The following is a 24,622-nucleotide window of genomic DNA, read 5'->3' as shown; positions in this document are numbered from 1 at the left end:
GCGCAAAAGGACGATAACCGGGCAGGCTGGAACGACCATGAATTCACTTCGCACCTCTCTCGCCGTCACTGCGGTTGCTTTGATGACAACGGCCGTCGCCGCGCAAGATGGGCAAGTGATTGTCGCGGATGACGAGGTCGGCGGCGTGTACGAAGGGACATTCCTCAACGGCTTGCGGCACGGAACAGGAACCTATCGCCTTCCGAACGGCTTTGAATATTCCGGCGAATGGGCCGAAGGGGAAATTCAGGGCAAGGGAATCGCTCGGTACGTCAACGGTTCGGTCTACGAGGGCATGTTCGCCAACGGCCAACCCGAAGGTCAGGGCAAAATCGTGTATCCCGATGGCGGCAGCTATGACGGGGATTGGGCCAATGGCTCGATCAACGGTAACGGCGTGGCGATCTACGCCAATGGCGTGCGTTATGAAGGAGGATTCAAGGACGCGCGGTATCACGGAAAAGGCGTCCTGACGGACCCGAGCGGTTATGTCTATGACGGCGATTGGGTGGACGGCGCCAAACATGGCAAGGGAAAGATCACATCGGCACAGGGAAGCGTCTACGAAGGCGACATCCAGAACGGCCAGCGGCAGGGACAGGGAACTCTGACCGTACCGGACGGCATGACGTACACTGGCGCGTGGTCAGAGGACCGCATGACTGGTAAAGGTCGGCTGCTACAGGCAAACGGGGATCTGTACGAAGGCGATCTTGTCGATGGCAGGCGTCAGGGGGTCGGCAAGGCCACATATGCCAACGGCGCCACCTACGAAGGCAACTATGTCGACGACCGTCGCCACGGAAAAGGCCGGTTTCTTGGAACAGACGGGTTTGAATACAACGGCGACTGGGCAGATGGTCAGATCGAAGGCTTTGGCGAGCTGACCTACCCGGACGGCTCGACTTACGTCGGAGATTTCAGCGCAGACCTACCGCATGGCAAGGGCATGCACACTTACTCCGACGGCATAATCTACGAAGGTGACTGGATCGCCGGTGTGTTCGAGGGCAGCGGAAAGGCAACATATCCCAATGGCGCCGTGTATTCCGGGCAATTCAAAAACGGCCTCAGCCACGGAACGGGTGTCCTGACATTTGCCAATGGCTATCGGTATGAAGGCGATTGGGCCGAGGGCGCGCGGCAAGGCAAAGGCAAGGCCAGCTTCCCGGACGGAACCGTGTACGAAGGTGATTTTGCAGACGGCAAACGCCACGGTCAGGGAACCATTACGACACCGCGGGGCTTTAGCTACACCGGCGGTTGGGCCGAGGGCAAAATCAGCGGCACGGGTGTGGCCACCTATGCGACCGGTGATGTTTACCAAGGCGGATTTCTGGACAACAAGCGCCACGGTGACGGCACAATGCGATATGCCAATGGTCAGGAAGAAACCGGGGTATGGGAAAACGGGGTACTGCCCAGCGAAAGCGCCGCTGAACCTGAGACAGCCCTGCCCAAGGAAAACGTGACTGAAACACCCTCTGACGGTTGACCCGCGTCACCACGGAACCGGCTGTCCCGCCCAGTCGAAAAATCCCCCTGTATCTGCCGGTGAGAGGGCCTCGATCACCGAAAGCAGGTTCCTGGCTGCGTCATTCGGTTCCACCGCTTGGTGGCGCCCCAGATATTTCTGGGTAAAGCGCGTTTTGACAGTTCCCGGATGCAGCGCCACGCATATCGCGTGCGGATGGGTACGCGCCAATTCTATTGCCGAGGTGCGCAGGATTTGGTTCAGAGCCGCCTTGGATGCGCGATAGCTGATCCACCCGCCCAGACGGTTGTCGCCGATTGACCCCACTCGGGCAGAGAGGACCGCGAAGACGCACCGCCTGTCGCGCGGCAGCAACTTGTGTGCGTGGCCAAGAACCAACGCCGGCCCGACCGCGTTCAGTGCAAATTGATCCATCATGGCGGGGGCCGAGACTGACTTGATTGTCTTTTCCGGCTCTGCTCCGTTGATCTCCAGCGCACCAGAGGCGATCAAGATCATGTCGAACGGGCCATTCAGCGTACCCAGCCCACGACTCACGCTGTCGGGGTCCATCAGGTCAAACCCATCCACGGATCGGGACAAGGTCGTCACAGCGGCAGAATGTTGGCGCAGTTGTTGCGACAAAGCGCTGCCAATTCCACCTGATGCACCGATGACAAGAGCTGACTTCATCATAGGCGATCTAGCTGACAGGCCGCGTGGATCAACCGGGTCGAAAAAGAAAGCCTTCCAGCAGCGATACGCAAATTCGTTCTTTTCATTCCCGGCATGGGTTGTATAACCTCAATCCCATGATCAACCGCGCAGATATCCTTGTTGCCGACACCGCCACCCGCGGTGCGTCGCTGCGTGGCCTACTGATCCTAATCCGCCTCTGAGCGTGCCATCCGGCGCGCCCGCTCAGAGGAGGACGCCCGCGCGCCATAGGCTTTAGGACAGAAGAAGAAAGAGATTCCCATGACCAATGTGACCGACCAAGACCGCGTCTTGATCTTTGACACCACCTTGCGCGACGGCGAACAAAGCCCGGGCGCGACCATGACCCACAACGAAAAGCTCGAGATTGCCGAGCTGCTGGACGAGATGGGCGTCGACATCATCGAGGCCGGTTTCCCCATCGCCTCCGAGGGCGACTTCAAAGCCGTCAGCGAAATCGCCGAGCGGTCGAAAAACAGCCGCATCTGCGGTTTGGCCCGCGCCAATTTCGCAGACATCGACCGCTGCTGGGAGGCGGTGAAACACGCCGAGAAGAATCGAATTCACACCTTTATCGGCACTTCTCCCCTGCACCGCGCCATTCCGAACCTGACGATGGACGAGATGGCCGACAAGATCCACGAAACGGTCAGCCATGCGCGCAACCTGTGCGAAAACGTGCAGTGGTCGCCAATGGACGCGACGCGGACGGAATGGGATTACCTCTGCCGCGTGATCGAGATTGCGATCAAGGCCGGGGCCACCACGATCAATATCCCCGACACCGTGGGCTATACCGCCCCGGTCGAAAGCGCGGACCTGATCAAACGCCTGATTGAAACGGTTCCGGGCGCGGATGAGGTGGTCTTTGCCACCCATTGCCACAACGACCTTGGCATGGCGACGGCGAACTCTCTGGCTGCTGTCGCAGGTGGGGCGCGTCAGATCGAATGCACCATCAACGGTCTGGGTGAACGCGCGGGTAATACCGCGTTGGAAGAGGTCGTGATGGCCCTGCGGACCCGCAATGACATCATGCCTTGGACGACGGGTATCGACACCACCAAGATCATGCATATCTCGCGTCGTGTGGCGACTGTGGCGGGCTTCCCGGTGCAGTTCAACAAGGCCATCGTCGGCAAAAACGCCTTTGCCCATGAAAGCGGGATCCATCAGGACGGGATGCTGAAGAACCGCGAAAACTTCGAGATCATGCGCCCCGAGGATATCGGCTTGTCCGGCACCTCTCTGCCGCTGGGCAAACACTCGGGCCGTGCCGCCCTGCGCGACAAGCTGGAAACGCTGGGCTATGAGGTCGGCGACAACCAGTTGCGCGACATTTTCGTGCGCTTCAAGGACTTGGCCGACCGCAAGAAAGAGGTGTTCGACGACGACCTCATTGCCTTGATGACGCTGGATGATGCGAACGATTACCTGCAGTTGGTGTCCATGAAAGTCACTTGCGGCACCGGTGGTCAGGCGGAATCGACGGTCGAGCTGGAAATGGACGGCAAGGACATCATCGCGACGGAACACGGCGACGGCCCAGTGGACGCGACCTTCAAGGCGATCCGGTCGATCTATCCCAACAAGGCGCATTTGCAGCTTTATCAGGTGCATGCCGTGACCGAAGGCACCGATGCTCAGGCCACCGTGTCCGTGCGGCTGGAAGAAGACGGCATGATCGCAACGGGTCAGTCAGCCAACACCGATACAGTCGTCGCGTCTGCCAAGGCTTATATCCACGCGCTGAATCGTTTGATCATGCGGCGCGAAAAGGCTGGTCCCGGCGCTGATGCGCGCGAGATCAGCTACAAAGACCTGACATGAGCAAAGCGGCCCGCACTTGCGGGCCGTTCTTCGTTTGGCAGGTCAGGACAATCCAGCCTTTTCCAGCCCCTGAACGAAATGATACAGGTCGTCTTCGTTTGAATAGTGCAGCGTCGCGACAATATCCTCGATTTTGACGTTTGACTGCGCCGCTTTGATCGCATCCGCATGCTCAGCCGCCTTAGCATCATTTCCAAGCCAGGCATGACACGCTGCAACATAAGCGTTCTGCACCATGTCCAACGTTGGCAATCGAGCGAAATCGTCAAGCGCCTGTTCGTATTTTCTGGCGCAGAACCGCGCTTTGCCCAGATGGCTCCAGAACCGGGCGGGATGATGCGGGTTCAAGCGCATGGCTTTCTGTATCCATTCAGCCCCCTCCTCGGGGCGGCCTGACCAGGTCAACAATTCGCCCATCTGGACAACAACCAGGTCGTAGTTCGGATTCAGGGACAATGCTCTTTCCTGATGGTATCGCGCGCGTCCAAGGTTGTTTCGCAAAATCTCGACCGCCGCCATCAGACGATGCACGTCGGCATCGTTGTCATCCAGAGACGCCGCCTTGAGGATGGCCTCTTCGCACTCGGCCAGCATCGCTTCGCGGTCGTCACACCAGCCATATCCCCAAGCCTGTCCGCGGATACAACCGCTCCAGGCGTGAGCATGGGCATAGTCCGGGTCCAGCTTGATTGCCCGGTCGATCAGCTTTGTCGCCTCGACATTCGCTTCTCGGGTGCTGCGATGGTGCAGCACCTTGGCGGCCAGAACGCATTCATACGCTGCGAAATTGGACGGCTTCTTGCGCGTCAGACCCTCTTGCTGCGAGGCTTCGATCCGCCCCGGCAAAGTGGCCACCACAGCCGAAATCACTTCGTCCTGAATCGCGAATATGTCGTCCAGATCCCGGTCGTATTTCTCGGCCCAAACATGCCCGTCACTGTCGCTATCGATAAGCTGAACAGTGACCCGCACCCGATTCCCGGCCTTTCGCACACTGCCCTCGACAATGTATTGCGCACCCAGTTTTTCGCCGACCTCTCGCACGTTCACGGCTTGGCCTTTGTAGACAAAACTGGAATTGCGGGAAATCACGAACAGCTCATGCCTGCGGCTAAGCTCGGTCAGCAGGTCTTCGGTCAGACCGTCGGCAAAGAACTCCTGCTCGGTGTCGCCGCTCATGTTGGCAAAGGGTAGCACCGCGATCGAAGGCTTCACGACCTTGGTGTCTGTCTCCTCCGCCTGATCGACCTCATCGGCGGGCGCGTCCAATTCGACACGGTACGCGTGGACGGGTTGCGACAGGTTCTTGAGTTCGAGATTGCCCAAGTCCTGATAGTGCAGTTCCAGACGGCTGGACACTTGGTCATGAACTGCGCCCGAAATCACCACGTCCCCGGCACGGGCCGATTGTTCCAAGCGGGCGGCGATATTCACGCCACTGCCAAAGATATCCCCGTCCTCGAAAATGATTTCGTCCAGATTGATGCCTATCCGAAACTGTATGCGCTGGTCCCTTGGAACATCTGCATTCCGCCGCAGCATCCGGTTCTGAACCTCGACCGCACAGGTGACCGCATCGCTGGCACTGGAAAACTCAACCAGCATCCCGTCGCCTGTGGTCTTGATGATCGTACCCCGGTTCTTGTCGATGGCCGGGTCTATCAGTTCAATACGGTGCGTGCGCAACCGCGCCAGCGTGCCTTGTTCATCGGTCTCCATCAAACGGCTGTACCCGACCATGTCGGCAGCCAGAACCGTAGCAAGTCGGCGATCCATGGCACCCCTCCTCGCCGGAATTCTAGAACCGAAAACCCTATTTTCATAAGGAATTCTCAAAAAACACCCAGTGCGTGTATAGGGCGGCCATCAATGCGACCGACGCATGTATTCAGGCGTCTTCAAGCCCGGCAAAGAGTGAATCCAGTCGGCGGGTTTCCTCATCGAACCCAAACGGGGCGTTTACCACAAACATTCCAGAGCCGATCATACGGTGCCCTTCACGCACGGCCGGAAACCGGACTTCATGGCATTGGGCTTTCGGCAGGTTCTGTTTTGCAAGCGCCTCAACCATCGCTTTGTGCCGCCCGTCCGACAGGATCGGATACCACAGCGCGATTACACCTACGTTCCACTTGCGATGCAGTTTGGAAATGATCCCGGGCAAGCGATCATATTCTGACTTCACCTCATAGCTTGGATCAATCAACAGCATCCCTCGGCGCGGTGTGGGTGGCAGCAACGACTGCGCCAGCTCGTACCCATCCTGCCTGTAAACCTTTGACCCATAGGCAGACATCGTCATCGACAACGCCGCGTATTCCTGTGGGTGCAGCTCGGCAAAGTGCAGACTGTCCTGTTCGCGCAGCAGGCTGGCGGCGATCAGGGGCGAACCGGCATAGCTGTTCTCGCCGTGGCGCGCCCGGACACTGCTCAGCGCCTTTGACAGGGGATGATCCCCGTTGAACCACCCTTCGCGCTGCGCCCGTTCGATCCCGGCTGCGGCCTCGCCCGTCCGCACGGCCTCGGCCGCGTCCAACTGATACAATCCACGGCCCGAATGCGTCTCGAGATAGGACAGAGGCTTGTCCTTGCGGGTCAGATATTCCAGCATCCATGCCAACAAAGCGTGCTTTTGCACATCAGCCAGATTTCCGGCGTGGTAAATGTGTTGATATGAGAGCATGATGCCTTCTAAAGTCCCTCTCAATAAGGCGGAAAGGTGCTGATTGACGCGGAATCAGCCCTTTTACCGGACGAGATGGCACCCTATAAGACATCCGTCCCGGAACCGTCGAGTCGCGGGCAGTAGAAATTCTGACGAACGGGATCAGTGAACACATGGGAATCTTTGGCAATCTGGGCGGCTTGTTCACAGCGGACATGGCCATTGACCTTGGGACAGCGAACACGCTGGTTTATGTCAAAGGGCGCGGTGTGATCCTGTCGGAACCTTCGGTTGTGGCCTATCATGTCAAGGACGGCGTCAAGAAAGTTCTGGCCGTGGGTGAGGACGCCAAGCTGATGCTGGGCCGGACGCCGGGTTCGATCGAAGCGATCCGTCCCATGCGCGAAGGTGTCATCGCAGATTTCGACACCGCCGAGGAGATGATCAAGCATTTCATCCGCAAGGTTCATAAACGCTCGACCTTCTCGAAGCCCAAGATCATTGTCTGCGTGCCTCATGGCGCGACACCTGTTGAAAAACGCGCGATCCGTCAGTCGGTTCTGTCCGCAGGCGCGCGCCGCGCCGGTCTGATTGCCGAACCGATTGCAGCCGCCATTGGTGCCGGGATGCCGATCACCGATCCGACTGGCAACATGGTCGTCGACATTGGCGGCGGCACCACCGAAGTTGCCGTCCTGTCGCTGGGCGACATCGTTTACGCGCGCTCGGTCCGCGTGGGTGGGGATCGCATGGATGAGGCGATCATCTCGTATCTGCGCCGACAGCAGAACCTTCTGGTCGGTGAATCCACCGCTGAACGGATCAAGACCACCATTGGCACCGCGCGGATGCCCGACGATGGCCGTGGCCAGTCGATGCATATCCGGGGCCGTGACCTGTTGAACGGTGTGCCCAAGGAAATCGAGATCAGTCAGGCGCAGGTCGCCGAAGCTCTGTCCGAGCCGGTCCAGCAGATTTGCGAGGCGGTGATGACCGCGCTGGAAACCACGCCGCCCGATCTGGCCGCGGATATCGTGGATCGGGGCGTCATGCTGACCGGCGGCGGTGCGCTGCTGGGCGATCTGGACCTCGCGCTGCGCGAACAGACGGGTCTGGCCGTGTCGATTGCCGATGAAAGCCTGAACTGTGTGGCTTTGGGCACCGGCAAGGCGCTGGAATACGAAAAACAACTGCGCCACGCGATTGACTACGAAAGCTAAGGCGCGCACCCTTTCGGGGTGAAAACTCGGGCAAGAGCAGCACGGGAAGGTAACCTGTGGCAAAGGACCGATCACAGCGCGACGAATACACGACTCCATTGCGCCGCCTGCTGTTGGGGATCGTTGTTCTGTGTCTGCTGGGCATCTTTCTGGTATGGCGCATTGACAGCCCACGGGTCGAGCGGTTCCGCGCACAGGTCGTAGACACCGTCGTACCCTCAATGGAATGGGCCATGGTTCCCGTCACGGCGGTCGTGAACCTTGTGCGCGATTTTCAAAGCTATCAACGGCTAAGCGAGCAAAATCAGGAATTGCGCAGCGAATTGCGCCTGATGCGCGCGTGGAAAGAAGCGGCCCTGCAGCTTGAGCAGGAAAACGCCCGGCTTCTTGACCTCAACAATGTGCGGCTTGATCCGCGCCTGACCTATATCACGGGCGTCGTAATGGCGGATAGCGGCTCGCCCTTCCGTCAGTCGGTTCTGCTGAACGTGGGCGAGCGTGACGGGATCATGGATGGCTGGGCCACGATGGACGGGATCGGCGTGGTTGGCCGCATCTCGGGCGTTGGCCCTGATACGGCGCGGGTGATCCTGATGACTGATGCCTCCAGCGCGATACCCGCAACTATTCAACCTTCGGGCCAGACCGCTCTGATCGCGGGGGATAACACACCTTCTCCGGCGGTCGAGTTTCTTGAAAACCGTGAACTGGTGCGTCCCGGTGACCGGGTTGTCACATCGGGCGATGGCGGCGTTTTCCCGGGTGGTCTGCTGATCGGACAGATCACGGCTGACCCCGGTGGGCGTCTGCGGGTTCGCTTGTCGGCTGATTTTGAAAGGCTCGAGTTTCTGCGGGTGCTGCGATATCACTCTGCGCCTCCGATCGAAGAGTCTGGGGATATCGTCGGCCCAAGACGACCCGAAGCCGCCATAGAGCCTGCAGAGGTCGGCGATGGATAGGCAGGTTTCGCAGCTTTGGACCAAACGGGCGCTATACCTGTTTCTGGCCTTTCTGGTCATGTTTCTGCACCTATTGCCGCTGGACACACAGCCCGGGCGCTGGCCCTTTCCGGATCTGCTGATCGCCTTGACCTTTGCATGGGTCTTACGGCGACCTGAATATGTTCCGATCCCCTTGATCGCGGTCGTAATGCTGCTAGCGGACCTGCTGTTACAGCGTCCCCCCGGATTGTTGGCCGCGCTTGTCGTTCTGGGGGCAGCCTATTTGCGTTCGGCCGCGCCCAGTATGCGTGACGCCGGATTCGTTGCCGAATGGACCACCGCAGCCGTTGCGATCACGGCTGTTTTTGTACTGAACCGCATAATTCTTGCTATTCTAACGGTGCAACAAGCAGCATTAGGGCCGATGGTGATACAAGTGGTTCTGACAATTGCAGTTTATCCGCTGATCGTTCTGCTCAGCCAAAGCGGATTCGGCATTCGACGCGCCTCAGTGGTGGATTCCGCTACAGCGGGGCTTCGGCCATGAAACAGCGTAAGACCAAATCACAAGGGCTTGCCTATAAACGCCTGCCGCGTCGCGCGGTGATCCTGGGCGGATTGCAGGCGGCGTTCATTGGCGGGCTGGCGGCCCGAATGCGGTTCATGCAGGTGGATCAGGCTGACGAATATCGCCTGCTGGCAGAAGAGAACCGCATCAATATCCGACTGATCCCCCCGACACGCGGTCGGATCTACGACCGCAACGGGCAGATTATCGGACAGAACTCGCCATCCTACCGCATCGTAATGGTTCGCGAGGACGCGGGCGATGTCGATGCCGTAATCTCCAAGCTGTCCGATCTGATCCCATTGACCGATGACGAGATCGAACGCGCCAAGACTGAAATGCGCCGGTCCGCCCCGTTCCTTCCGGTGACGCTGGCGGATCAGGTGACGTGGGAAGATATCTCAAAGGTCGCGGTCAACGCCCCTGCCCTGCCCGGTGTCACCCCCGAAGTTGGCATGACCCGCCAGTACCCAAGATACGAGGACTTTGCGCATGTCGTCGGGTATGTCGGCCCGGTCAGCGACTATGACCTCAGCCAGATCGACGACCCCGAGCCGGTTCTTCGTATTCCCCGTTTCCAAATCGGCAAGGTCGGTCTGGAAGCCAAGCAGGAAGGCACCTTGCGCGGCAAAGCGGGTGCCAAACGGGTCGAGGTCAACGCCACGGGCCGCGTGATGCGCGAATTGGACAGGCAAGAGGGCGAGGCCGGTGCCGATCTTCAACTCTCGGTGGACGCAGACCTGCAACAATACGCGCAGGCTCGTTTGGCCGGGGAAAGTGCCGCCGCCGTGGTGATTGATTGCGAGACCGGGGATATCCGCGCCATCAGCTCTGCCCCCAGTTTCGATCCGAACCTGTTCGTGCGCGGTATCTCGGTCGCTGATTATCGGACCCTGACTCAGGACAACTACCGCCCGCTGGCCAACAAGACGGTGCAGGGCACTTATCCTCCCGGTTCGACATTCAAGATGATCACCGCAATGGCCGCGCTTGAGGCCGGGGTGATCGGTCCGTCCAATACCGTCTATTGCCCCGGCCACCTAAAGGTCGGCAGCCGCAGATTCCACTGCTGGAAGCGCGGCGGCCACGGAACCGTTGATCTGGAAACATCGCTCAAACGCAGTTGCGATGTTTACTACTATGACGTGGCATTGCGTACCGGCATCGACAATATCTCGGACATGGCGCGGATATTCGGGCTGGGCGTGAAACACGACATACCGATGTCTGCCGTTGCCGCTGGACTCGCCCCGAACCAGGAATGGAAACAGCGCGTGCACGGGCAGGACTGGCTGGTGGGCGACACAGCGAATGCCTCGATCGGTCAGGGGTTCATGCTGGCGTCGCCGCTGCAACTGGCGGTCATGACGGCGCGGATCGCCACGGGGCGCGCTGTCTCGCCGCGGCTGGTGCGGTCGGTGAACGGGGTCGAAGAACCCTCGGGCGCGGGTGAGCCTTTGGCGGTGAACCCAAACAACCTTGAGCAGGTGCGCAAGGCGATGTTCTCGGTCTCGAACGACCGGCGTGGGACGGCCTATCGCAGCCGGATTATCGCCGATGACTTCCGCATGGCCGGGAAAACCGGAACCAGCCAGGTGCGCAACATCACCAAGGCCGAGCGCGCTGCTGGCGTTATCCGCAACGAAGACTTGCCATGGGAACGCCGCGACCACGCGCTGTTCGTCAGCTTTGCGCCGTATGACAATCCGAAATACGCCGTTGCCGTCGTCGTGGAACACGGCGGCGGGGGCTCGAAGGCGGCCGCGCCGGTTGCGCGGGATATCATGCTGCAGGCGCTGTACAACGGCACTCCGCCGCTTGAGGCGTATCCGGTCGCCGACCGCGACCGCATAAAGGAACAGCAAAAACGGCTTGAGGGCGACCGCCGCCCCAAAGCGCGTCCGTCCGAAAAGGACCGCGCATGAGCTATCTAGAATACGCTGTCAAATCCACACCATCAGGGTTTCGCAAGTTTCTGTACATGAACTGGCCGCTGACCCTGTTGCTGATCAGCACGGCCAGCGCCGGGTTCCTGATGCTGTATTCGGTGGCCGGTGGGTCGTGGACACCTTGGGCTGAACCGCAGATGGAGCGGTTCGGCCTTGGCCTGGCCGTCATGTTCATCGTGGCGCTTGTGCCGATCTGGTTCTGGCGCAACATGTCTGTTGTGGCCTATCTGGGCTCGATCGCTTTGCTGGTTTTCGTGGAACTGTTCGGCACCGTCGGGATGGGCGCGCAGCGTTGGATCGACCTTGGTTTCATGCGGCTGCAACCATCCGAAGTTATGAAAGTGACATTGGTGATGCTGCTGGCGTCTTACTATGACTGGCTGCCATCGCATAAAACCTCTCGGCCGGTTTGGGTCATCATTCCCGTCATACTGATCTTGATTCCCACATTCATGGTGCTGCGCCAACCCGACCTTGGAACCTCGATCCTACTACTGGCAGCCGGGGGTGGGCTGATGTTTCTGGCGGGCGTCCACTGGGCCTATTTCGCTGCGGTGATCGCGGCTGGTGTCGGACTGATTGCCACTGTGTTCAACAGCCGCGGAACGGAATGGCAGCTTTTGAAAGACTATCAGTTCCGCCGTATCGACACCTTTCTCGACCCATCTACTGACCCGCTGGGTGCGGGGTACCACATCACGCAGTCGAAAATCGCCCTGGGGTCTGGGGGATGGAATGGGCGCGGTTTCATGCAGGGCACGCAGTCGCGGCTGAACTTCCTGCCCGAAAAACACACCGATTTCATCTTCACCACGCTGGCTGAGGAGTTCGGCTTTGTCGGCGGTATCACACTGCTGACCCTTTACGGATTGATCTTGATCTTCTGCACTGTCACGGCGCTGTCGACGAAAGACAGGTTTTCCTCGTTGGTGACACTGGGGATAGCGCTGAACTTCTTCCTGTTTTTTGCCGTAAACATGTCGATGGTCATGGGCCTCGCCCCGGTTGTGGGTGTGCCCCTGCCGATGGTCAGCTATGGCGGATCGGCCATGCTGGTTCTGATGGCGGCCTTTGGCATTGTTCAAAGCGCCCATATCCACCGCCCCCGCTGATCCGAAAGGCCACCAATGCCCGTGAACGTCCTGTTTTCCGCACGCCCCGAGCTTTGGCCGGTATATCAGCCGCTGTTGACAAAGGGTCTGACCGAAGCCGGTCTGAACTTTCGTCTGGCAACCGACATCGAGCCGGATCAGGTGGATTATATCGTCTACGCCCCAAATGGCGGCCTTCTGGATTTCACGCCATATACGCGACTGAAGGCGGTACTCAGTCTTTGGGCTGGAGTCGAAAAGATCGCGGGAAACGAAACCCTGACCGTTCCTCTGGCTCGGATGGTAGATCACGGCCTGACGCAAGGCATGACGGAATGGGTGGTGGGGCATGTACTTCGCTATCATCTGGGGATGGATCAGCACATCACTGTTCAGGATGGCGTATGGACACCGGACGCCCCGCCACTGGCGCCCGAGCGGCGGGTCTGCATTCTGGGCCTTGGGGCGTTGGGCGAGGCCGCAGCCCGCGCCCTTTCCGCGCTTGGCTTTGATGTCACGGGCTGGAGCCGCACCGCCAAGGATATTCCGGGTGTACGGTGCCTGCATGGAGACTCGGGGCTGCGTACCGCCCTGTCACAAGCCGAAATTATTGTGCTGCTGTTGCCGGATACGCCTGCGACCACAAACACGCTGAACGCCGAAACACTGGCCCTGTTGCCAAAGGGCGCACGGGTCATTAATCCCGGCCGCGGGCCATTGATAAACGACGACGCGCTGTTGTCGGCCCTGAACTCCGGCCAGATCGGGCACGCGACGCTGGATGTGTTCCGAGTGGAACCCCTGCCCGCCGATCACCCTTATTGGGCGCACCCCAAAGTGACGGTCACACCTCACATCGCATCGGAAACCCGCCCGGCCACGGCCGCGCAAGTCATTTGCGACAACATCGCCCGAGGTGAAGCCGGAGAAGCCCTGCTGCACATCGTGAACCGCGATCTGGGATACTGATCAGACAGCGATCAGGCCACGGCCTTTCAGCAACGCCTCGACCCCCGGCAACCGGCCCCGGAAGGCCAGATACAGATCCTCGGCCTCGCGCGAGCCGCCGGCGGATAGGATGTTCTCCTCCAGCGCTTTGGCACGCTCGGGATCAAACGCGCCTCCGGCCTCTTCAAAGGCGGCGAAGGCGTCGGCGTCCATGACCTCGGACCACATATAGCTGTAATAGCCCGAGCTATAGCCATCGCCCGCAAACACATGCGCGAAATGCGGCGTCGCGTGGCGCATCCCGATGGCCGGGGGCATCCCCAGACCTTCCAACACCTGCGCCTGTTTTTCCATCGGGTCCGCCGGGGCCGCGCCGTCGTGGAACTCCAGATCAACCAAAGCCGAGGCGACATATTCCACCGTCTGGAACCCCTGATCGAAATTCGCCGCCTTCAGTACCTTATCCAGCATGTCCTGCGGCATCGGCGCGCCGGTTTCGGCATGAGTGGCAAACTCGGCCAGAACCTCGGGCACTTCCAGCCAGTGTTCATAAAGCTGGCTGGGCAGTTCCACGAAATCGCGCGCCACCGATGTGCCCGAGATACTTTCATAGGTCACATCCGACAGCATCTGATGCAGCGCATGACCGAATTCATGAAACAGCGTCCGCGCATCATCATAGGACAGCAACGCCGGATCGCCCTTGGCGAAGTTGCAGACATTGATCACGATCGGAGCCTGCACCTTGGGGAATTTCGCCTGACCCCGCATCGCACTGCACCACGCGCCGGATCGCTTGGACCCGCGCGCGAAGTAATCCCCGATGAACACCGCGATATGCTGACCGTTGCGCGTGACCTCCCACGCGCGACAATCGGGGTGGTACAGAGGCACGTCCAAAGGCGCGAACTCCAGCCCGAACAAGCGGTTGGCACAGGCAAAGGCGGCCTCGATCATCCGGTCCAGTTGCAGGTAAGGCTTTAGCGCAGCCTCATCCAGATCATGCTCGGCCTTGCGGCGCTTCTCGGCATAGTAGCGCCAGTCCCACGCGGCCAGAGGGCCATTGACCCCATCCGCCTGCATCATCTGTGTGAGGATCTCAGCATCCGCATCCGCGCGGGCCTTGGCGGGCTCCCACACCTGCATCAGCAGGTCGCGCACCTTGTCGGGCGTGCGGGCCATCTCAGTCTCCAGCTTGTAGGCGGCGAAATTGTCATAGCCCAGCAGCTTGGCGCGTTCTTCGCGCAGGGTCAGGATTTCGGCGGCGATCTTACGGTTATCAGTCTCACCGCCATTGGCACCACGCGCGGTCCACGCCTTATACGCCACCTCACGCAGATCGCGGCGGGGCGAGAATTGCAGGAACGGCACAATGATCGAGCGCGACAGGGTGACAACCGGACCGTCTGCGCCTTTTTCCTGCCCGGCGGCGCGGGCTGCGTCTACGACGAAATCGGGCAGACCGTCCAAATCATCCTCGGACAGAGGCATGAACCACGCACGCTCATCCGCCAGCAGGTTCTGGGTGAACGCAGTGCCCAGCGAGGCCAGCCGTGCTTTGATCGCCTGCATCCGCGCGTCCGCGTCTCCGGTCAGCGCCGCACCCGCGCGCACGAAGCCACGATGGGTCAGCATCAGCACCCGCGCCTGTTCGTCCGTCAGTCCCAAATCATCCTTACGTGCCCACAGATCGGCCACCCGCTGAAACAGCGCCTTGTTCGACGAAATGCCCGAGAAATGCGCCGCCAGCTTGGGTGAGAAGTCACGCTGCAACTCCTCACGCGCCGGATTGCTATCGGCCCCGGCCACTGTGAAGAAAACAGACAGAACCTTGTCCATCTGCTCACCCGCGGTCTCAAGTGCCTCGACCGTATTGGCAAAGGTGGGGGCATCCGGGTTGCCTGCAATCGCGTCGATCTGCGCGGTGTGGGATGTCATCGCCTCTTCCAGAGCGGGGGCAAAGTCTGCGTCTGAAATATCCGCGAAGGGCGCGATTTCAAACGGTGTGGTCCAGTCGGACAGGATCGGGTTGGTCATGAAACTCTCCTTTGAGCACAAGCTAAGAACGCTGGGTGGGATGATCCAGTGCGCGCGCTCACTTGCCGCAAATCGGGCAATCGGCGCGGCGCGACAGGGTGATCTTGCGGCTTTCCCCATAAAGCGCATCATAGATCAGCATCTCACCGCGCAGGGCTTGCCCCGCACCCGTGATCACCTTGATCGCCTCAACCGCCATCATCGAGCCGACCACACCGGGCAGAGGGCCGATCACACCAGCCTCGGCGCAAGAGGGGGCCAAACCGGGGGCCGGAGCCTCGGGGAAGATACACTGATAGCAAGGGGCGTCATTAGCCGGATCAAAGACGCTGAGTTGCCCTTCCCATTGAGACAACGCGCCCGAGATCAGCGGTTTGCCCAGCGCAACCGCGGTGCGATTGGCCAGATAGCGGGTGTCGAAATTGTCGGTGCCATCAAGGATCAGATCGAAATCGGCAAACAGATCGGCCGCGATCTCATCCGTTAGCCGCCGGTGATAGGGCAGCACAGTCACGTTTGGGTTCTGCGCCTGCATCGCTTGTTGCGCCGAGAACACCTTGGGCATCCCGATATCCGTATCTCGATGGATCACCTGCCGTTGCAGGTTGGCGTTTTCGACCTCATCATCGTCGATCACGCCGATGGTCCCGACCCCGGCGGCGGCCAGATATTGCAGCGCAGGCGCGCCCAGCCCACCGGCACCAATCACCAGCACGCGGGCCTGTTTCATCTTTTTCTGACCCGGCCCGCCCAGTTCCCGCAGCACGATATGGCGGGCATAGCGTTCCAGTTCAGTTTCCGAGAATTGGTCGGATGGCATGGCGGGCTCCTTGACGGCGGGCGCTGCACGGTTTCGCAACGCTTTCAGCACCCTTCCGTAAACCAGAACCAGAACGGCGAAACCACCCAGTATAAGCCACATGGCGGCGGAACCGCCTGTTGCCTCGCGCAGGGGGTGACCGTCAGGCAGCACCAACTGGGCTGTAATGACCCCCAACAGCAACACTGCGACCGAAGCCAGACGCGCTGTTCGGGACACTCCGGCCAGATAGCCGATGCCCCACAGCCCCGCGGCCAGAATGAGCACCAACAGCATCAGCCGCGCCCGGTTGACCCGAAACCGCCCGCACCGCGTGCGGTGTCGCTAAGCGTTTCGACAGCCTCAAAAGTGGCCTGCACCACCGGGGCCACGATCAGTTGGGCGATGCGTTCCCCGTGCGTGATCTCGAACGCCTGTTGTCCGGCATTCAGAACGATCACCCCCAAAGGACCGCGATAGTCACTGTCGATCGTGCCCGGCGTGTTTGGCAGCGTAATGCCATGTCTCAGCGCAAGCCCGGACCGAGGGCGCACCTGCACTTCAAACCCCTGAGGGATTTCGATCCGCAATCCCGTCGGAACCAGAGCCCTTTCGCCCGGCTGCAACTTGACCGACGCACCGTCCGGCAGATTGGCCCGCACATCCGCGCCGGCCGCCCCCGCCGATTCATATGAGGGCAAGGGCACCGAGGGGTCCGCTCCGTCCTCGCGGATCACACGAATTGCAACCATCTGAGTTCCTTTTGCTTAGCGGTTCAGGGCATCTGCGATTTTTTCGGCCAGTCGCTTGGCCACGGCGTCCTTGCCCATCCGGGGCCATTCGTCCGCGCCCTGATCCGAGATCAGGATGACCGCGTTTTCAGACCCGCCCATGATCCCCGTCGCCGGGCTAACGTCGTTGGCAACGATCCAATCACACCCTTTGCGCTTGCGTTTGGCCGTCGCGTGTTCAACCACGTTGTCCGTTTCAGCGGCAAAACCAACAACCAACGCGGGGCGTCCGTCCGTCATCTGAGCAACCCTTTTCAGGATGTCCGGGTTCTCGGCAAACTCCAGTGCGGGAAGACCGTCACGGGTTTTTTTCAGCTTCCGGTCCGAGGCACTGGAAACACGCCAGTCCGCCACCGCAGCCGCAAAAACTCCGGCGTCCACGGGCAGCGCGGCGTCCACGGCATCAGACATCTGCTGGGCGGTCTCCACAGACACAACCTGCACGCCCTCCGGAGCCGGTACATCGGCAGGCCCGGTCACAAAGATCACCTCTGCACCCAGCGCGGCCAGCGCACGCGCCACGGCGGTGCCCTGCGCCCCTGAAGACCGGTTGGCGATATAGCGAACCGGATCAATCGGCTCATGCGTCGGGCCAGAGGTTACAAGAATGCGTTTCCCCATAAGCGGGCCATTGCCAAGCTGGGCTTCTACTGCAGCAACAATTTCCAATGGCTCGGACATACGGCCGGGGCCATACTCCCCACACGCCATATCGCCTTCGTTCGGGCCAACAAAGCGGACCCCATCAGATTTCAAGGTTTGCAGATTGCGCTGCGTCGCAGGGTGGTCCCACATGAGCACATTCATGGCAGGAGCGCACAAAACCGGCGTGTCGGTTGCCATCAAAAGGGTCGAGGCCAGATCATTGGCCAGCCCACTCGCCATCTTTCCCATCAAATCCGCCGTCGCTGGCGCAACAACGATCAGGTCCGCCGACCGGGACAACTGGATATGCCCCATCTCAGCCTCATCCGTCAGGTCAAACAGATCGCGATATACTTTTTCCCCAGCAAGTGCAGAAACTGACAGAGGCGTTACGAATTCTTCGGCCGCGCGCGTCAGAACGGGCGTCACCGAAGCGCCGCGTTCCTTCAACCGTCGGATCAGATCCAGCGATTTATAGGCCGCGATCCCTCCGCCGATGATCAGCAGAATGCGTTTCGATGCCAACATGTTGTGCCCTTCCCATTCCGGTCGGCCCCGACATTAGGCAAGGCCGCCGAACAGTTCCAGCGGTTAATTCTGCGTCTCGAACGCAAGGCAGGGGTCTTCCCGTTCCACCGAAGGGCTGTCGATCACCGCGTCGAATTCCCCCTCGATGCTGCCGTCCTCGGACTGCCCCAGAACGAACACCTTCAGCCCCGGACGCAGGCGCGACAAAAAGGTCGGGATACCCCAGTCCTTGCGCGCGTGACCATTGCCCGTGATCACCGCAACCGGACCACCGGTTTCATCCGTCGCGCGCAAGATAGAGCGGGTCAGAACGGCATCGCGCAGGCGCTGAATGGCAACCATCTGCGGCAGCGCACTTTCGGGAATGGCATCACAATGCGCGGCAAGCTGGTCCGCTTCGCGTGCGTCCTGTTCGGCATCGGATAGTGGGATGGTCAGACCGAAACGGGCTGCGTCTGCGCCCAAAGTTGTCGCGGCCCCACGCTCCATCGCGGCGCGGGCCGCTGCACGCGGGACCATCGCGCCATAGACCGGAGCATCCGTTGCCTGAAAGACGGGGTAATACATGCTCAGCGGTGGCCAGCCGGACTCGGCCCAACGCAGGATTCGCGACAGCTCCTCAGGGTTGGACGCCGCTTTCTGGGCAAGTCGCTGCGCCCCTTCCTCGGTCACCATTTCCCAAACCACAGCCGAGGGCGAGACGATCTTCAACGCCTCGGTCTGCACCATGTGGTGGTGGGGATTGTCGTGGATTTCACCAAGAATAACCACGTCCGCAGACCGCATCGCGGCCGCAACGTCGTCTGGAATATGTTGATCGGCCCGGCCCTGACTGACCGTAATCACCAATGCACACAGCAGAATCGCAATCTGTCTCATGCGATGAAGTGTTGCACCTCGCGCGATTGCGCTTCAAGGTTCTTGCGCATTTTCACAAATGCCGCCGCTTCCAACTGGCGCACACGTTCCTTGGACAAGCCAAGTTCCTGACCCAGACTTTCAAGCGTCCGCGCAGGTTCGCGCAGCTTGCGCTCGCGCACAATAAACCTTTCACGATCGTTGAGCGCCTTCATCGCAGTGACCAGCCACTCTCGTAATTGTTCCGTATCGTGGCTGTTTTCGACAGTCTCGGCAGCCTGTTCGCGGTCGTCTTCCAACGCGTCAATCCACTCGCGCCCGTCTTCATCGGCAGACTGCACAGCGTTCAGCGAGAAATCGGAGCCGGACAACCGTCCCTCCATCATCTCGACGTCGCGCAGCGGCACACCAATCTCGGCGGCAATCATCTGATGCAACTGGTGACGATCCAGTTGCATGCCTTCTGTCGCGGCCTCCCTCTCCAGCCGCGCCTGAACACGGCGCATATTGAAAAACAGCGATTTTTGAGACGAGGTCGAGCCCGTCCGAACCATCGACCAGTTCCGCATGACATAGTCCTGGATACTGGCCTTGATCCACCACACGGCATAGGTGGAAAAGCGCACGCCGCGATCAGGGTCGAACTTGTCGGCCGCTTTCATCAGGCCCAGCCCTGCCTCCTGAATCAGGTCGTTCATCGGCGCGCCGTACCGCTTGAACTTGGCCGCCATTGAAATCGCCAACCGCATATAGGCCGTGATCAACCGATGCAGAGCTTGCTCGTCACGTTGGTCGCGCCACGCATACGCGAGTTTCAATTCGGTTTCCGCGTCCAGCAATTCCGCCTTCATTGCCTGTCGCGACATTGAAAAATCGTTTGAATTGTCCAGTGCCATGGAAATCTCCCCTTTTCACAGGCGCAGGCCGGGCTTGCCTTGCCGACTTGTGGTCGATACGCAGAACAACACCGGGTGGATCACATGAAAGGTAATAATAGTGTATCCGGATTTAACCTTTGTGATAGGGGGCGCAGCTTCGGGCAAATCGGCATTTGCCGAGCAACTTGTTGTTTATTCAGGAAAAACAAAGGCATACATCGCGACTTCACAAGTGTTTGATGACGAGATGCGCCTAAAAGTTGATCGCCACAAAGCCCAACGCGGCCCAGATTGGTTAACAATCGAAGCTCCTCTGGACGTGGCGCCCGCATTGGCCGAGCTGACTTCGGACCACGCCTGCCTGATTGACTGCGCGACTATGTGGCTGACCAATCATCTGCTGGCCGAGAACGATCTGGAACAGTGCCAGCGTGCATTTTTAGACGCGCTGAAAGGCTGCGCCGCACCTATAGTGGTTGTGTCCAATGAGGTCGGTCAAGGGATCGTTCCAGACAACGCCCTGTCCCGTCAGTTTCGCGAGGAACAAGGCAGGTTGAACATTGCACTAGCTGCACAGGCCGATCTTGTCGTTCAGGTCACCGCCGGCCTACCCTTGGTTCTGAAAGGCAAACTCCCATGACCCGCCTACACCTTGTCCGACATGGGCCGACCCATGCGAAAACCATGGTTGGCTGGTCCGATCTGCCAGCGGACCTAAGCGACCACGCCGCTATTTCCCGACTGCACGATCATCTCCCGCGAAACGCCGTTGTGATCTCGTCCGACTTGGCTCGTGCTGCGGATACAGCATCGGCCATTCAAGGAGACCGTCATCGCCTGCCCCATCACCCCGATTTGCGAGAAATCAATTTCGGCACTTGGGAACTGCGCGGCTTCAAGGATATCGAAGCGGAAGACCCTGAACTTGCCTTCGCTTACTGGGACAATCCCGGCGACGTGCGGCCGCCTGACGGCGAAAGCTGGAACGAAGTGCGTAGACGCGTGGACCCCGTGATCGACGGCCTCATCGCAAACCACACCGGTCGCGATTTGGTGATAGTCGTACATTTCGGCGTCATCCTGACCCAGGTCCAGCGCGCTTTGGGCGTTGATGCCCAAGAGGTGTTCGGCCATCGCATCGACAATCTCTCGGTGACGGAAATTACCCACCACGGCGACCGTTGGTCGGTGGGACGGATCAATCATCTTCCGTGATCACACCGCGCACAAATCACTGATTTACCGAGCGGTCTTTCCGCGCCATCCTGCGCCCATGACCTATGATCTGTATATCGGAGACCGCCTGTTTTCCAGTTGGTCCATGCGCGGTTGGCTGATGCTGGAAAAGTTCAGCCTACCCTACCGAACCCATATGATCGGCCTTTATTCCGGCACAATGGCCGAAGACATGAAGCCCCTTTCGCCAGCGCGCCTTGTCCCCGCACTGCGCCTGCCCGATGGCACCGTCGTCGGTGAAAGCCTTGCGATGGCCGAAACGCTGGCGGAACGTCACCCTACAGCCGGGATGTGGCCGCAGGACTCTGCTGCCCGCGCAACCGCGCGGTGGCTCTGCGCCGAAATGGTGGCAGGTTTCGCGGCTTTGCGCGGACAGTGTCCGATGCAACTACAGCATTGCTGGCTAGGATTTGAACCGTCGTCGGAAACGCTGTCTGATCTGAACCGGATCGAGACACTTTGGAACCATGCGCGTGACGTATCGGGATCAACCTCCGGCCCGTTGTTCGGAGCCTATTCCTTGGCGGATGTCTTTTACACTCCGGTCGCGGCCCGCATAATTGGGTATGGATTGCCGGTTTCGGACGCCAGTCGGGAGTACTGCCTTGACCTTCTGTCCGACCCGTCTGTTCGGCAGTGGCGCGCAATGGGACTGACAGTGCGGTACAGCCCGTTTCCCTATCCACAGAATCTGGAGACTCAACCGTGGCCAATAGGCGGCGTATCCAACGCAAGCCACGCAAAAGACGGCCCGTCAATCAACGATACCTGTCCCTATTCGGGCAAACCGGTCTCAGACTTTCTCGAGCTTGACGGTCAGCGTTGGGGCTTTTGCAACCCGTTTTGCCGCGACAAGACCGTTGCCGACCCGGACGCATGGCCAAAATTCGTTGCGATGAGGCAAGCCGTTAACGATTCATAAACCGGCAACATGGCAATAACGACCTGTTAACCAAAAAGGTCGCTTATGGTTGCCCGAGCCCACACTGTCGCTTTCCAAGGGGTCGAAGCCCGCCCTGTCGAGGTGCAATGCGCCGTCTCGCCAGGGCTTCCCGCCTTTTCCATCGTCGGGCTGCCGGACAAAGCTGTGTCCGAAGCCCGCGACCGTGTGCGCAGCGCCCTGAGTTCCATGGCCATCGCGCTGCCGTCTAAACGCATCACCATCAACCTATCGCCCGCCGACCTGCCCAAAGAAGGCAGCCATTTCGACCTGCCCATAGCGGTCGCACTCCTGACCGCTCTAGAGATCATCCCACCCGACGCCGCCGAAGGCGCGGTTTCGCTGGGTGAACTGTCCCTGGATGGCTCGCTTGTACCCGTTGTTGGTGCCCTGCCCGCAGCGATGACCGCCGCAGCGGAAGATCGTATTCTGCTCTGCCCCAGGTCCTCAAGCGCCGAAGCCGCATGGGTGGACGCGACACAGGTTATCGGAGCCGAGTCCTTGGGAGACGTCGTTCGTCATTTTTCGGGCCAGGCTCCGTTACCTGCCGCCAAACCCGGAGAAGTGACCCTAGAGCCCAACGCGCGCGACCTGCGCGACGTAAAAGGGCAGGAACGGGCCAAACGCGCGCTGGAGATTGCAGCAGCCGGACGGCACCACCTGATCATGATCGGCACGCCGGGGTCAGGCAAATCCATGATGGCTGCTCGTTTACCAAGCATCCTGCCTCCGCTCACACCGACCGAAGCGCTTGAAACGTCGATGGTCCAATCTCTGTGTGGGCTGCTTGACGAAGGTGGGATCAGCCGTACGCGCCCCTTTCGCGAACCGCACCACACAGCATCGATGGCTGCAATCGTTGGCGGCGGAAAAGGGGCTAAGCCGGGGGAAATTTCTCTTGCTCACAACGGCGTACTGTTCATGGACGAGTTCCCGGAATTTCCGCGCACCGTTCTTGAAACCTTGAGACAGCCGATCGAAAGCGGCGAGGTCATGGTCGCGCGGGCAAACGCCCATGTGAAATATCCGTGCCGATTCATGCTGGCCGCTGCCGCGAACCCTTGCAAATGCGGGTATTTGACGGATCCGGCCCGAGCCTGCTCGCGCGCGCCTGTCTGTGGCGAGGACTATCTGGGCCGCATTTCCGGCCCTTTGATGGACCGGTTCGACTTGCGGATCGAGGTGCCTCCGGTCGGATTCACCGATCTTGATCTACCACCCTCCGGAGACAGTTCCACCACAGTCGCCGCAAGAGTAGAGCAAGCGCGGCAAGTGCAGGCCGAGAGATATGGCAACACCCCTTCGGTGCATCAAAACGCCGACGCCGAAGGTAAACTCCTGGAAGAGATCGCAGCGCCAGACGCCGAGGGCAAAGACCTGTTGCTAAAAGCGGCCGAGCGGTTTGGCCTGTCCGCACGCGCCTTTCACCGTATCTTGCGGGTGGCGCGCACGATAGCCGATCTGGAAGGCGCGCCTGATGTCCGCCGCCCTCACGTTGCCGAAGCGCTAAGTTTCCGCATCAGCGCCAAGGCCGCGTCTTAGACCTTGGCCTCAATCGCCTGCCAGATTTTTTCAGCGATGTTGACGCCGTCGAACCGCTCCAACTCCTGAATGCCGGTGGGCGAAGTCACGTTGATCTCGGTCAGGTAGTCGCCGATCACGTCGATCCCGACAAAAATCTGGCCTTTTTCCTTCAGCAACGGACCAATCGCGGCGCAAATCTCAAGATCGCGTTCGGACAGCCCGATCTTTTCAGGCCGACCGCCGACATGCATGTTTGACCGTGTCTCGCCTGCCGCCGGAACACGGTTGATCGCGCCCACCGGCTCTCCATCCACCAGAATGACGCGCTTGTCGCCGTTGCTGACATCAGGCAGGAACTTCTGCACGATCAGCGGTTCACGCGAGAACCCTGTGAACAGCTCATGCAGCGAGGTCAGGTTGCGGTCATTCGCATCCAGCCGGAACACACCCGCGCCGCCGTTTCCATAAAGCGGCTTGAGGATGATATCGCCGTGCTTTTCCTTGAACGCCTTAATGGTCTGCAAGTCGCGCGCGATGGTCGTGGGCGGGGTCAGGTCCGGGAAATCCAGTACCAGCAGCTTTTCTGGATAGTTCCGCACCCAGAACGGATCATTGACCACCAATGCCTGCCCTTTGAGGCGATCCAGCAAATGCGTCGACGTGATATAGTGCATATCGAACGGCGGGTCCTGCCTTAGCCAAACAACGTCAAACTCGGCCAGATCAACCTCACGCTCGGGCCCAAGCTCGGCCGGGTTACCGGCAATGCGCTGCACCGTCATGTCCTGACCACGCGCCGTTATGCGGCCTTCCTGATAGGCCAGTTGATCAGGACCGTAGAAAAACAGGGAATGGCCGCGCTTCTGCGCCTCTTCCGCAAGGCGGAAGGAACTGTCGGCATTGATATCCACGGCCCCGATCGGGTCCATCTGAAAGGCGATTTTCATGGCATGTCCCTAAGTTTCACGCCAGATACATGGCCC

22 protein-coding genes are annotated in these 24,622 nt (G+C 59.9%); 12 read left to right on the top strand and 10 right to left on the bottom strand.

Features of this window, described 5'->3' with window-relative positions:
* The first annotated feature begins 37 nt into the window (after positions 1-37).
* Positions 38-1,495 carry a 2-isopropylmalate synthase gene (locus tag ACR0B7_RS13805; protein ID WP_170484975.1) on the top strand — a complete coding sequence of 486 codons (1,458 nt, stop codon included), beginning with the start codon at positions 38-40 and terminating at the stop codon, positions 1,493-1,495.
* A 6-nt stretch (positions 1,496-1,501) separates the two neighbouring features.
* Here ACR0B7_RS13805 and ACR0B7_RS13800 read toward each other — a convergent pair whose 3' ends face one another.
* Positions 1,502-2,167 carry an SDR family NAD(P)-dependent oxidoreductase gene (locus ACR0B7_RS13800; RefSeq protein WP_170576819.1) on the bottom strand — a complete coding sequence of 222 codons (666 nt, stop codon included), beginning with the start codon at positions 2,165-2,167 and terminating at the stop codon, positions 1,502-1,504.
* A gap of 285 nt (positions 2,168-2,452) precedes the next feature.
* On the opposite strand from ACR0B7_RS13800, the gene ACR0B7_RS13795 reads away from it, so the two are divergent.
* Positions 2,453-4,021, top strand: coding sequence for a 2-isopropylmalate synthase (locus ACR0B7_RS13795; RefSeq protein WP_170563489.1), 1,569 nt, complete (start codon positions 2,453-2,455; stop codon positions 4,019-4,021).
* 42 nt (positions 4,022-4,063) lie between these two features.
* On the opposite strand, the gene ACR0B7_RS13790 is transcribed toward ACR0B7_RS13795, so the two are convergent.
* A complete protein-coding gene (locus ACR0B7_RS13790) occupies positions 4,064-5,797 on the bottom strand; it encodes an adenylate/guanylate cyclase domain-containing protein (RefSeq protein ID WP_170484981.1) in 1,734 nt (577 codons plus the stop codon).
* Positions 5,798-5,909: 112 nt separating this feature from the next.
* Positions 5,910-6,704, bottom strand: a complete 795-nt coding sequence (locus ACR0B7_RS13785; RefSeq protein WP_170484984.1) for a 23S rRNA (adenine(2030)-N(6))-methyltransferase RlmJ — start codon at positions 6,702-6,704, stop codon at positions 5,910-5,912.
* Between the two features lie 155 nt (positions 6,705-6,859).
* On the opposite strand from ACR0B7_RS13785, the gene ACR0B7_RS13780 reads away from it, so the two are divergent.
* From ACR0B7_RS13780 to ACR0B7_RS13755, 6 genes are read left to right on the top strand one after another with little or no spacing between them, the layout of a single operon-like run.
* On the top strand, positions 6,860-7,906 hold the full coding sequence (locus tag ACR0B7_RS13780; protein WP_039523195.1) for a rod shape-determining protein: 1,047 nt from the start codon (positions 6,860-6,862) through the stop codon (positions 7,904-7,906).
* A gap of 56 nt (positions 7,907-7,962) precedes the next feature.
* Entirely contained in the window at positions 7,963-8,865 is a 903-nt protein-coding gene (mreC, locus tag ACR0B7_RS13775) for a rod shape-determining protein MreC (protein WP_170388930.1), read from the top strand.
* On the top strand, positions 8,858-9,394 hold the full coding sequence (locus tag ACR0B7_RS13770; RefSeq protein ID WP_170484986.1) for a rod shape-determining protein MreD: 537 nt from the start codon (positions 8,858-8,860) through the stop codon (positions 9,392-9,394). Before mreC ends, ACR0B7_RS13770 begins: the two co-directional genes overlap by 8 nt.
* A complete protein-coding gene (gene mrdA / locus ACR0B7_RS13765; RefSeq protein ID WP_170550268.1) occupies positions 9,391-11,340 on the top strand; it encodes a penicillin-binding protein 2 in 1,950 nt (649 codons plus the stop codon). Before ACR0B7_RS13770 ends, mrdA begins: the two co-directional genes overlap by 4 nt.
* Entirely contained in the window at positions 11,337-12,476 is a 1,140-nt protein-coding gene (rodA, locus tag ACR0B7_RS13760; RefSeq protein ID WP_170388927.1) for a rod shape-determining protein RodA, read from the top strand. The genes mrdA and rodA overlap by 4 nt, the downstream gene beginning before the upstream one ends.
* A 15-nt stretch (positions 12,477-12,491) precedes the next feature.
* Positions 12,492-13,424, top strand: coding sequence for a 2-hydroxyacid dehydrogenase (locus ACR0B7_RS13755; protein WP_170484990.1), 933 nt, complete (start codon positions 12,492-12,494; stop codon positions 13,422-13,424).
* Here the strand turns inward: ACR0B7_RS13755 and ACR0B7_RS13750 are convergent, their stop codons facing one another.
* The 6 genes from ACR0B7_RS13750 to ACR0B7_RS13725 form a co-directional block, all read right to left on the bottom strand.
* Positions 13,425-15,440: a M3 family metallopeptidase gene (locus ACR0B7_RS13750; RefSeq protein WP_170484992.1), complete on the bottom strand. Its 2,016-nt coding sequence runs from the start codon at positions 15,438-15,440 to the stop codon at positions 13,425-13,427.
* Positions 15,441-15,498: 58 nt separating this feature from the next.
* Entirely contained in the window at positions 15,499-16,536 is a 1,038-nt protein-coding gene (locus tag ACR0B7_RS13745) for a molybdopterin-synthase adenylyltransferase MoeB (RefSeq protein ID WP_170484994.1), read from the bottom strand.
* Positions 16,536-16,991 carry a dUTP diphosphatase gene (gene dut, locus ACR0B7_RS13740; RefSeq protein WP_170484996.1) on the bottom strand — a complete coding sequence of 152 codons (456 nt, stop codon included), beginning with the start codon at positions 16,989-16,991 and terminating at the stop codon, positions 16,536-16,538. Before dut ends, ACR0B7_RS13745 begins: the two co-directional genes overlap by 1 nt.
* A 15-nt stretch (positions 16,992-17,006) precedes the next feature.
* On the bottom strand, positions 17,007-18,203 hold the full coding sequence (gene coaBC / locus ACR0B7_RS13735; protein WP_170484999.1) for a bifunctional phosphopantothenoylcysteine decarboxylase/phosphopantothenate--cysteine ligase CoaBC: 1,197 nt from the start codon (positions 18,201-18,203) through the stop codon (positions 17,007-17,009).
* A 63-nt stretch (positions 18,204-18,266) separates the two neighbouring features.
* Positions 18,267-19,082 (bottom strand): ChaN family lipoprotein, encoded by an 816-nt coding sequence (locus tag ACR0B7_RS13730; protein WP_170576818.1) that lies wholly within the window; start codon positions 19,080-19,082, stop codon positions 18,267-18,269.
* Positions 19,079-19,957 (bottom strand): RNA polymerase factor sigma-32, encoded by an 879-nt coding sequence (locus ACR0B7_RS13725; protein ID WP_170485003.1) that lies wholly within the window; start codon positions 19,955-19,957, stop codon positions 19,079-19,081. The genes ACR0B7_RS13730 and ACR0B7_RS13725 overlap by 4 nt, the downstream gene beginning before the upstream one ends.
* A 100-nt stretch (positions 19,958-20,057) precedes the next feature.
* On the opposite strand from ACR0B7_RS13725, the gene cobU reads away from it, so the two are divergent.
* Genes cobU through ACR0B7_RS13705 form a run of 4 tightly spaced genes read left to right on the top strand, consistent with a single transcriptional unit; the run spans position 20,058 to position 23,657 of the window.
* Positions 20,058-20,579: a bifunctional adenosylcobinamide kinase/adenosylcobinamide-phosphate guanylyltransferase gene (gene cobU, locus ACR0B7_RS13720; RefSeq protein WP_170576817.1), complete on the top strand. Its 522-nt coding sequence runs from the start codon at positions 20,058-20,060 to the stop codon at positions 20,577-20,579.
* Positions 20,576-21,154, top strand: coding sequence for a histidine phosphatase family protein (locus tag ACR0B7_RS13715; protein ID WP_170485007.1), 579 nt, complete (start codon positions 20,576-20,578; stop codon positions 21,152-21,154). Before cobU ends, ACR0B7_RS13715 begins: the two co-directional genes overlap by 4 nt.
* Positions 21,155-21,212: 58 nt before the next feature.
* Positions 21,213-22,097, top strand: a complete 885-nt coding sequence (locus ACR0B7_RS13710; RefSeq protein ID WP_170485009.1) for a glutathione S-transferase — start codon at positions 21,213-21,215, stop codon at positions 22,095-22,097.
* 45 nt (positions 22,098-22,142) lie between these two features.
* Positions 22,143-23,657, top strand: a complete 1,515-nt coding sequence (locus ACR0B7_RS13705) for a YifB family Mg chelatase-like AAA ATPase (protein WP_170576816.1) — start codon at positions 22,143-22,145, stop codon at positions 23,655-23,657.
* On the opposite strand, the gene gshB is transcribed toward ACR0B7_RS13705, so the two are convergent.
* Complete coding sequence (gene gshB / locus ACR0B7_RS13700) at positions 23,654-24,586, bottom strand: glutathione synthase (RefSeq protein WP_170485012.1); 933 nt, start codon at positions 24,584-24,586, stop codon at positions 23,654-23,656. The two genes, ACR0B7_RS13705 and gshB, sit on opposite strands and share 4 nt — an antisense overlap.
* Positions 24,587-24,622 lie beyond the last annotated feature (36 nt).

This window comes from Ruegeria sp. BB6, assembly GCF_056539385.1.
The sequence above is the reverse complement of the archived record's forward strand: the minus strand, read 5'-3'. Positions and strand labels throughout refer to the sequence as shown.

Bases quoted from the DNA above. Each gene is read 5' to 3' on its own strand.
- ACR0B7_RS13805 (WP_170484975.1), top strand. From the start codon at position 38: ATGAATTCACTTCGCACCTCTCTCGCCGTCACTGCGGTTGCTTTGATG.
- ACR0B7_RS13800 (WP_170576819.1), bottom strand. From the start codon at position 2,167: ATGAAGTCAGCTCTTGTCATCGGTGCATCAGGTGGAATTGGCAGCGCT.
- ACR0B7_RS13795 (WP_170563489.1), top strand. From the start codon at position 2,453: ATGACCAATGTGACCGACCAAGACCGCGTCTTGATCTTTGACACCACC.
- ACR0B7_RS13790 (WP_170484981.1), bottom strand. From the start codon at position 5,797: ATGGATCGCCGACTTGCTACGGTTCTGGCTGCCGACATGGTCGGGTAC.
- ACR0B7_RS13785 (WP_170484984.1), bottom strand. From the start codon at position 6,704: ATGCTCTCATATCAACACATTTACCACGCCGGAAATCTGGCTGATGTG.
- ACR0B7_RS13780 (WP_039523195.1), top strand. From the start codon at position 6,860: ATGGGAATCTTTGGCAATCTGGGCGGCTTGTTCACAGCGGACATGGCC.
- ACR0B7_RS13770 (WP_170484986.1), top strand. From the start codon at position 8,858: ATGGATAGGCAGGTTTCGCAGCTTTGGACCAAACGGGCGCTATACCTG.
- mrdA (WP_170550268.1), top strand. From the start codon at position 9,391: ATGAAACAGCGTAAGACCAAATCACAAGGGCTTGCCTATAAACGCCTG.
- rodA (WP_170388927.1), top strand. From the start codon at position 11,337: ATGAGCTATCTAGAATACGCTGTCAAATCCACACCATCAGGGTTTCGC.
- ACR0B7_RS13755 (WP_170484990.1), top strand. From the start codon at position 12,492: ATGCCCGTGAACGTCCTGTTTTCCGCACGCCCCGAGCTTTGGCCGGTA.
- ACR0B7_RS13750 (WP_170484992.1), bottom strand. From the start codon at position 15,440: ATGACCAACCCGATCCTGTCCGACTGGACCACACCGTTTGAAATCGCG.
- ACR0B7_RS13745 (WP_170484994.1), bottom strand. From the start codon at position 16,536: ATGCTGTTGGTGCTCATTCTGGCCGCGGGGCTGTGGGGCATCGGCTAT.
- dut (WP_170484996.1), bottom strand. From the start codon at position 16,991: ATGGTTGCAATTCGTGTGATCCGCGAGGACGGAGCGGACCCCTCGGTG.
- coaBC (WP_170484999.1), bottom strand. From the start codon at position 18,203: ATGTTGGCATCGAAACGCATTCTGCTGATCATCGGCGGAGGGATCGCG.
- ACR0B7_RS13730 (WP_170576818.1), bottom strand. From the start codon at position 19,082: ATGAGACAGATTGCGATTCTGCTGTGTGCATTGGTGATTACGGTCAGT.
- ACR0B7_RS13725 (WP_170485003.1), bottom strand. From the start codon at position 19,957: ATGGCACTGGACAATTCAAACGATTTTTCAATGTCGCGACAGGCAATG.
- ACR0B7_RS13715 (WP_170485007.1), top strand. From the start codon at position 20,576: ATGACCCGCCTACACCTTGTCCGACATGGGCCGACCCATGCGAAAACC.
- ACR0B7_RS13710 (WP_170485009.1), top strand. From the start codon at position 21,213: ATGACCTATGATCTGTATATCGGAGACCGCCTGTTTTCCAGTTGGTCC.
- ACR0B7_RS13705 (WP_170576816.1), top strand. From the start codon at position 22,143: ATGGTTGCCCGAGCCCACACTGTCGCTTTCCAAGGGGTCGAAGCCCGC.
- gshB (WP_170485012.1), bottom strand. From the start codon at position 24,586: ATGAAAATCGCCTTTCAGATGGACCCGATCGGGGCCGTGGATATCAAT.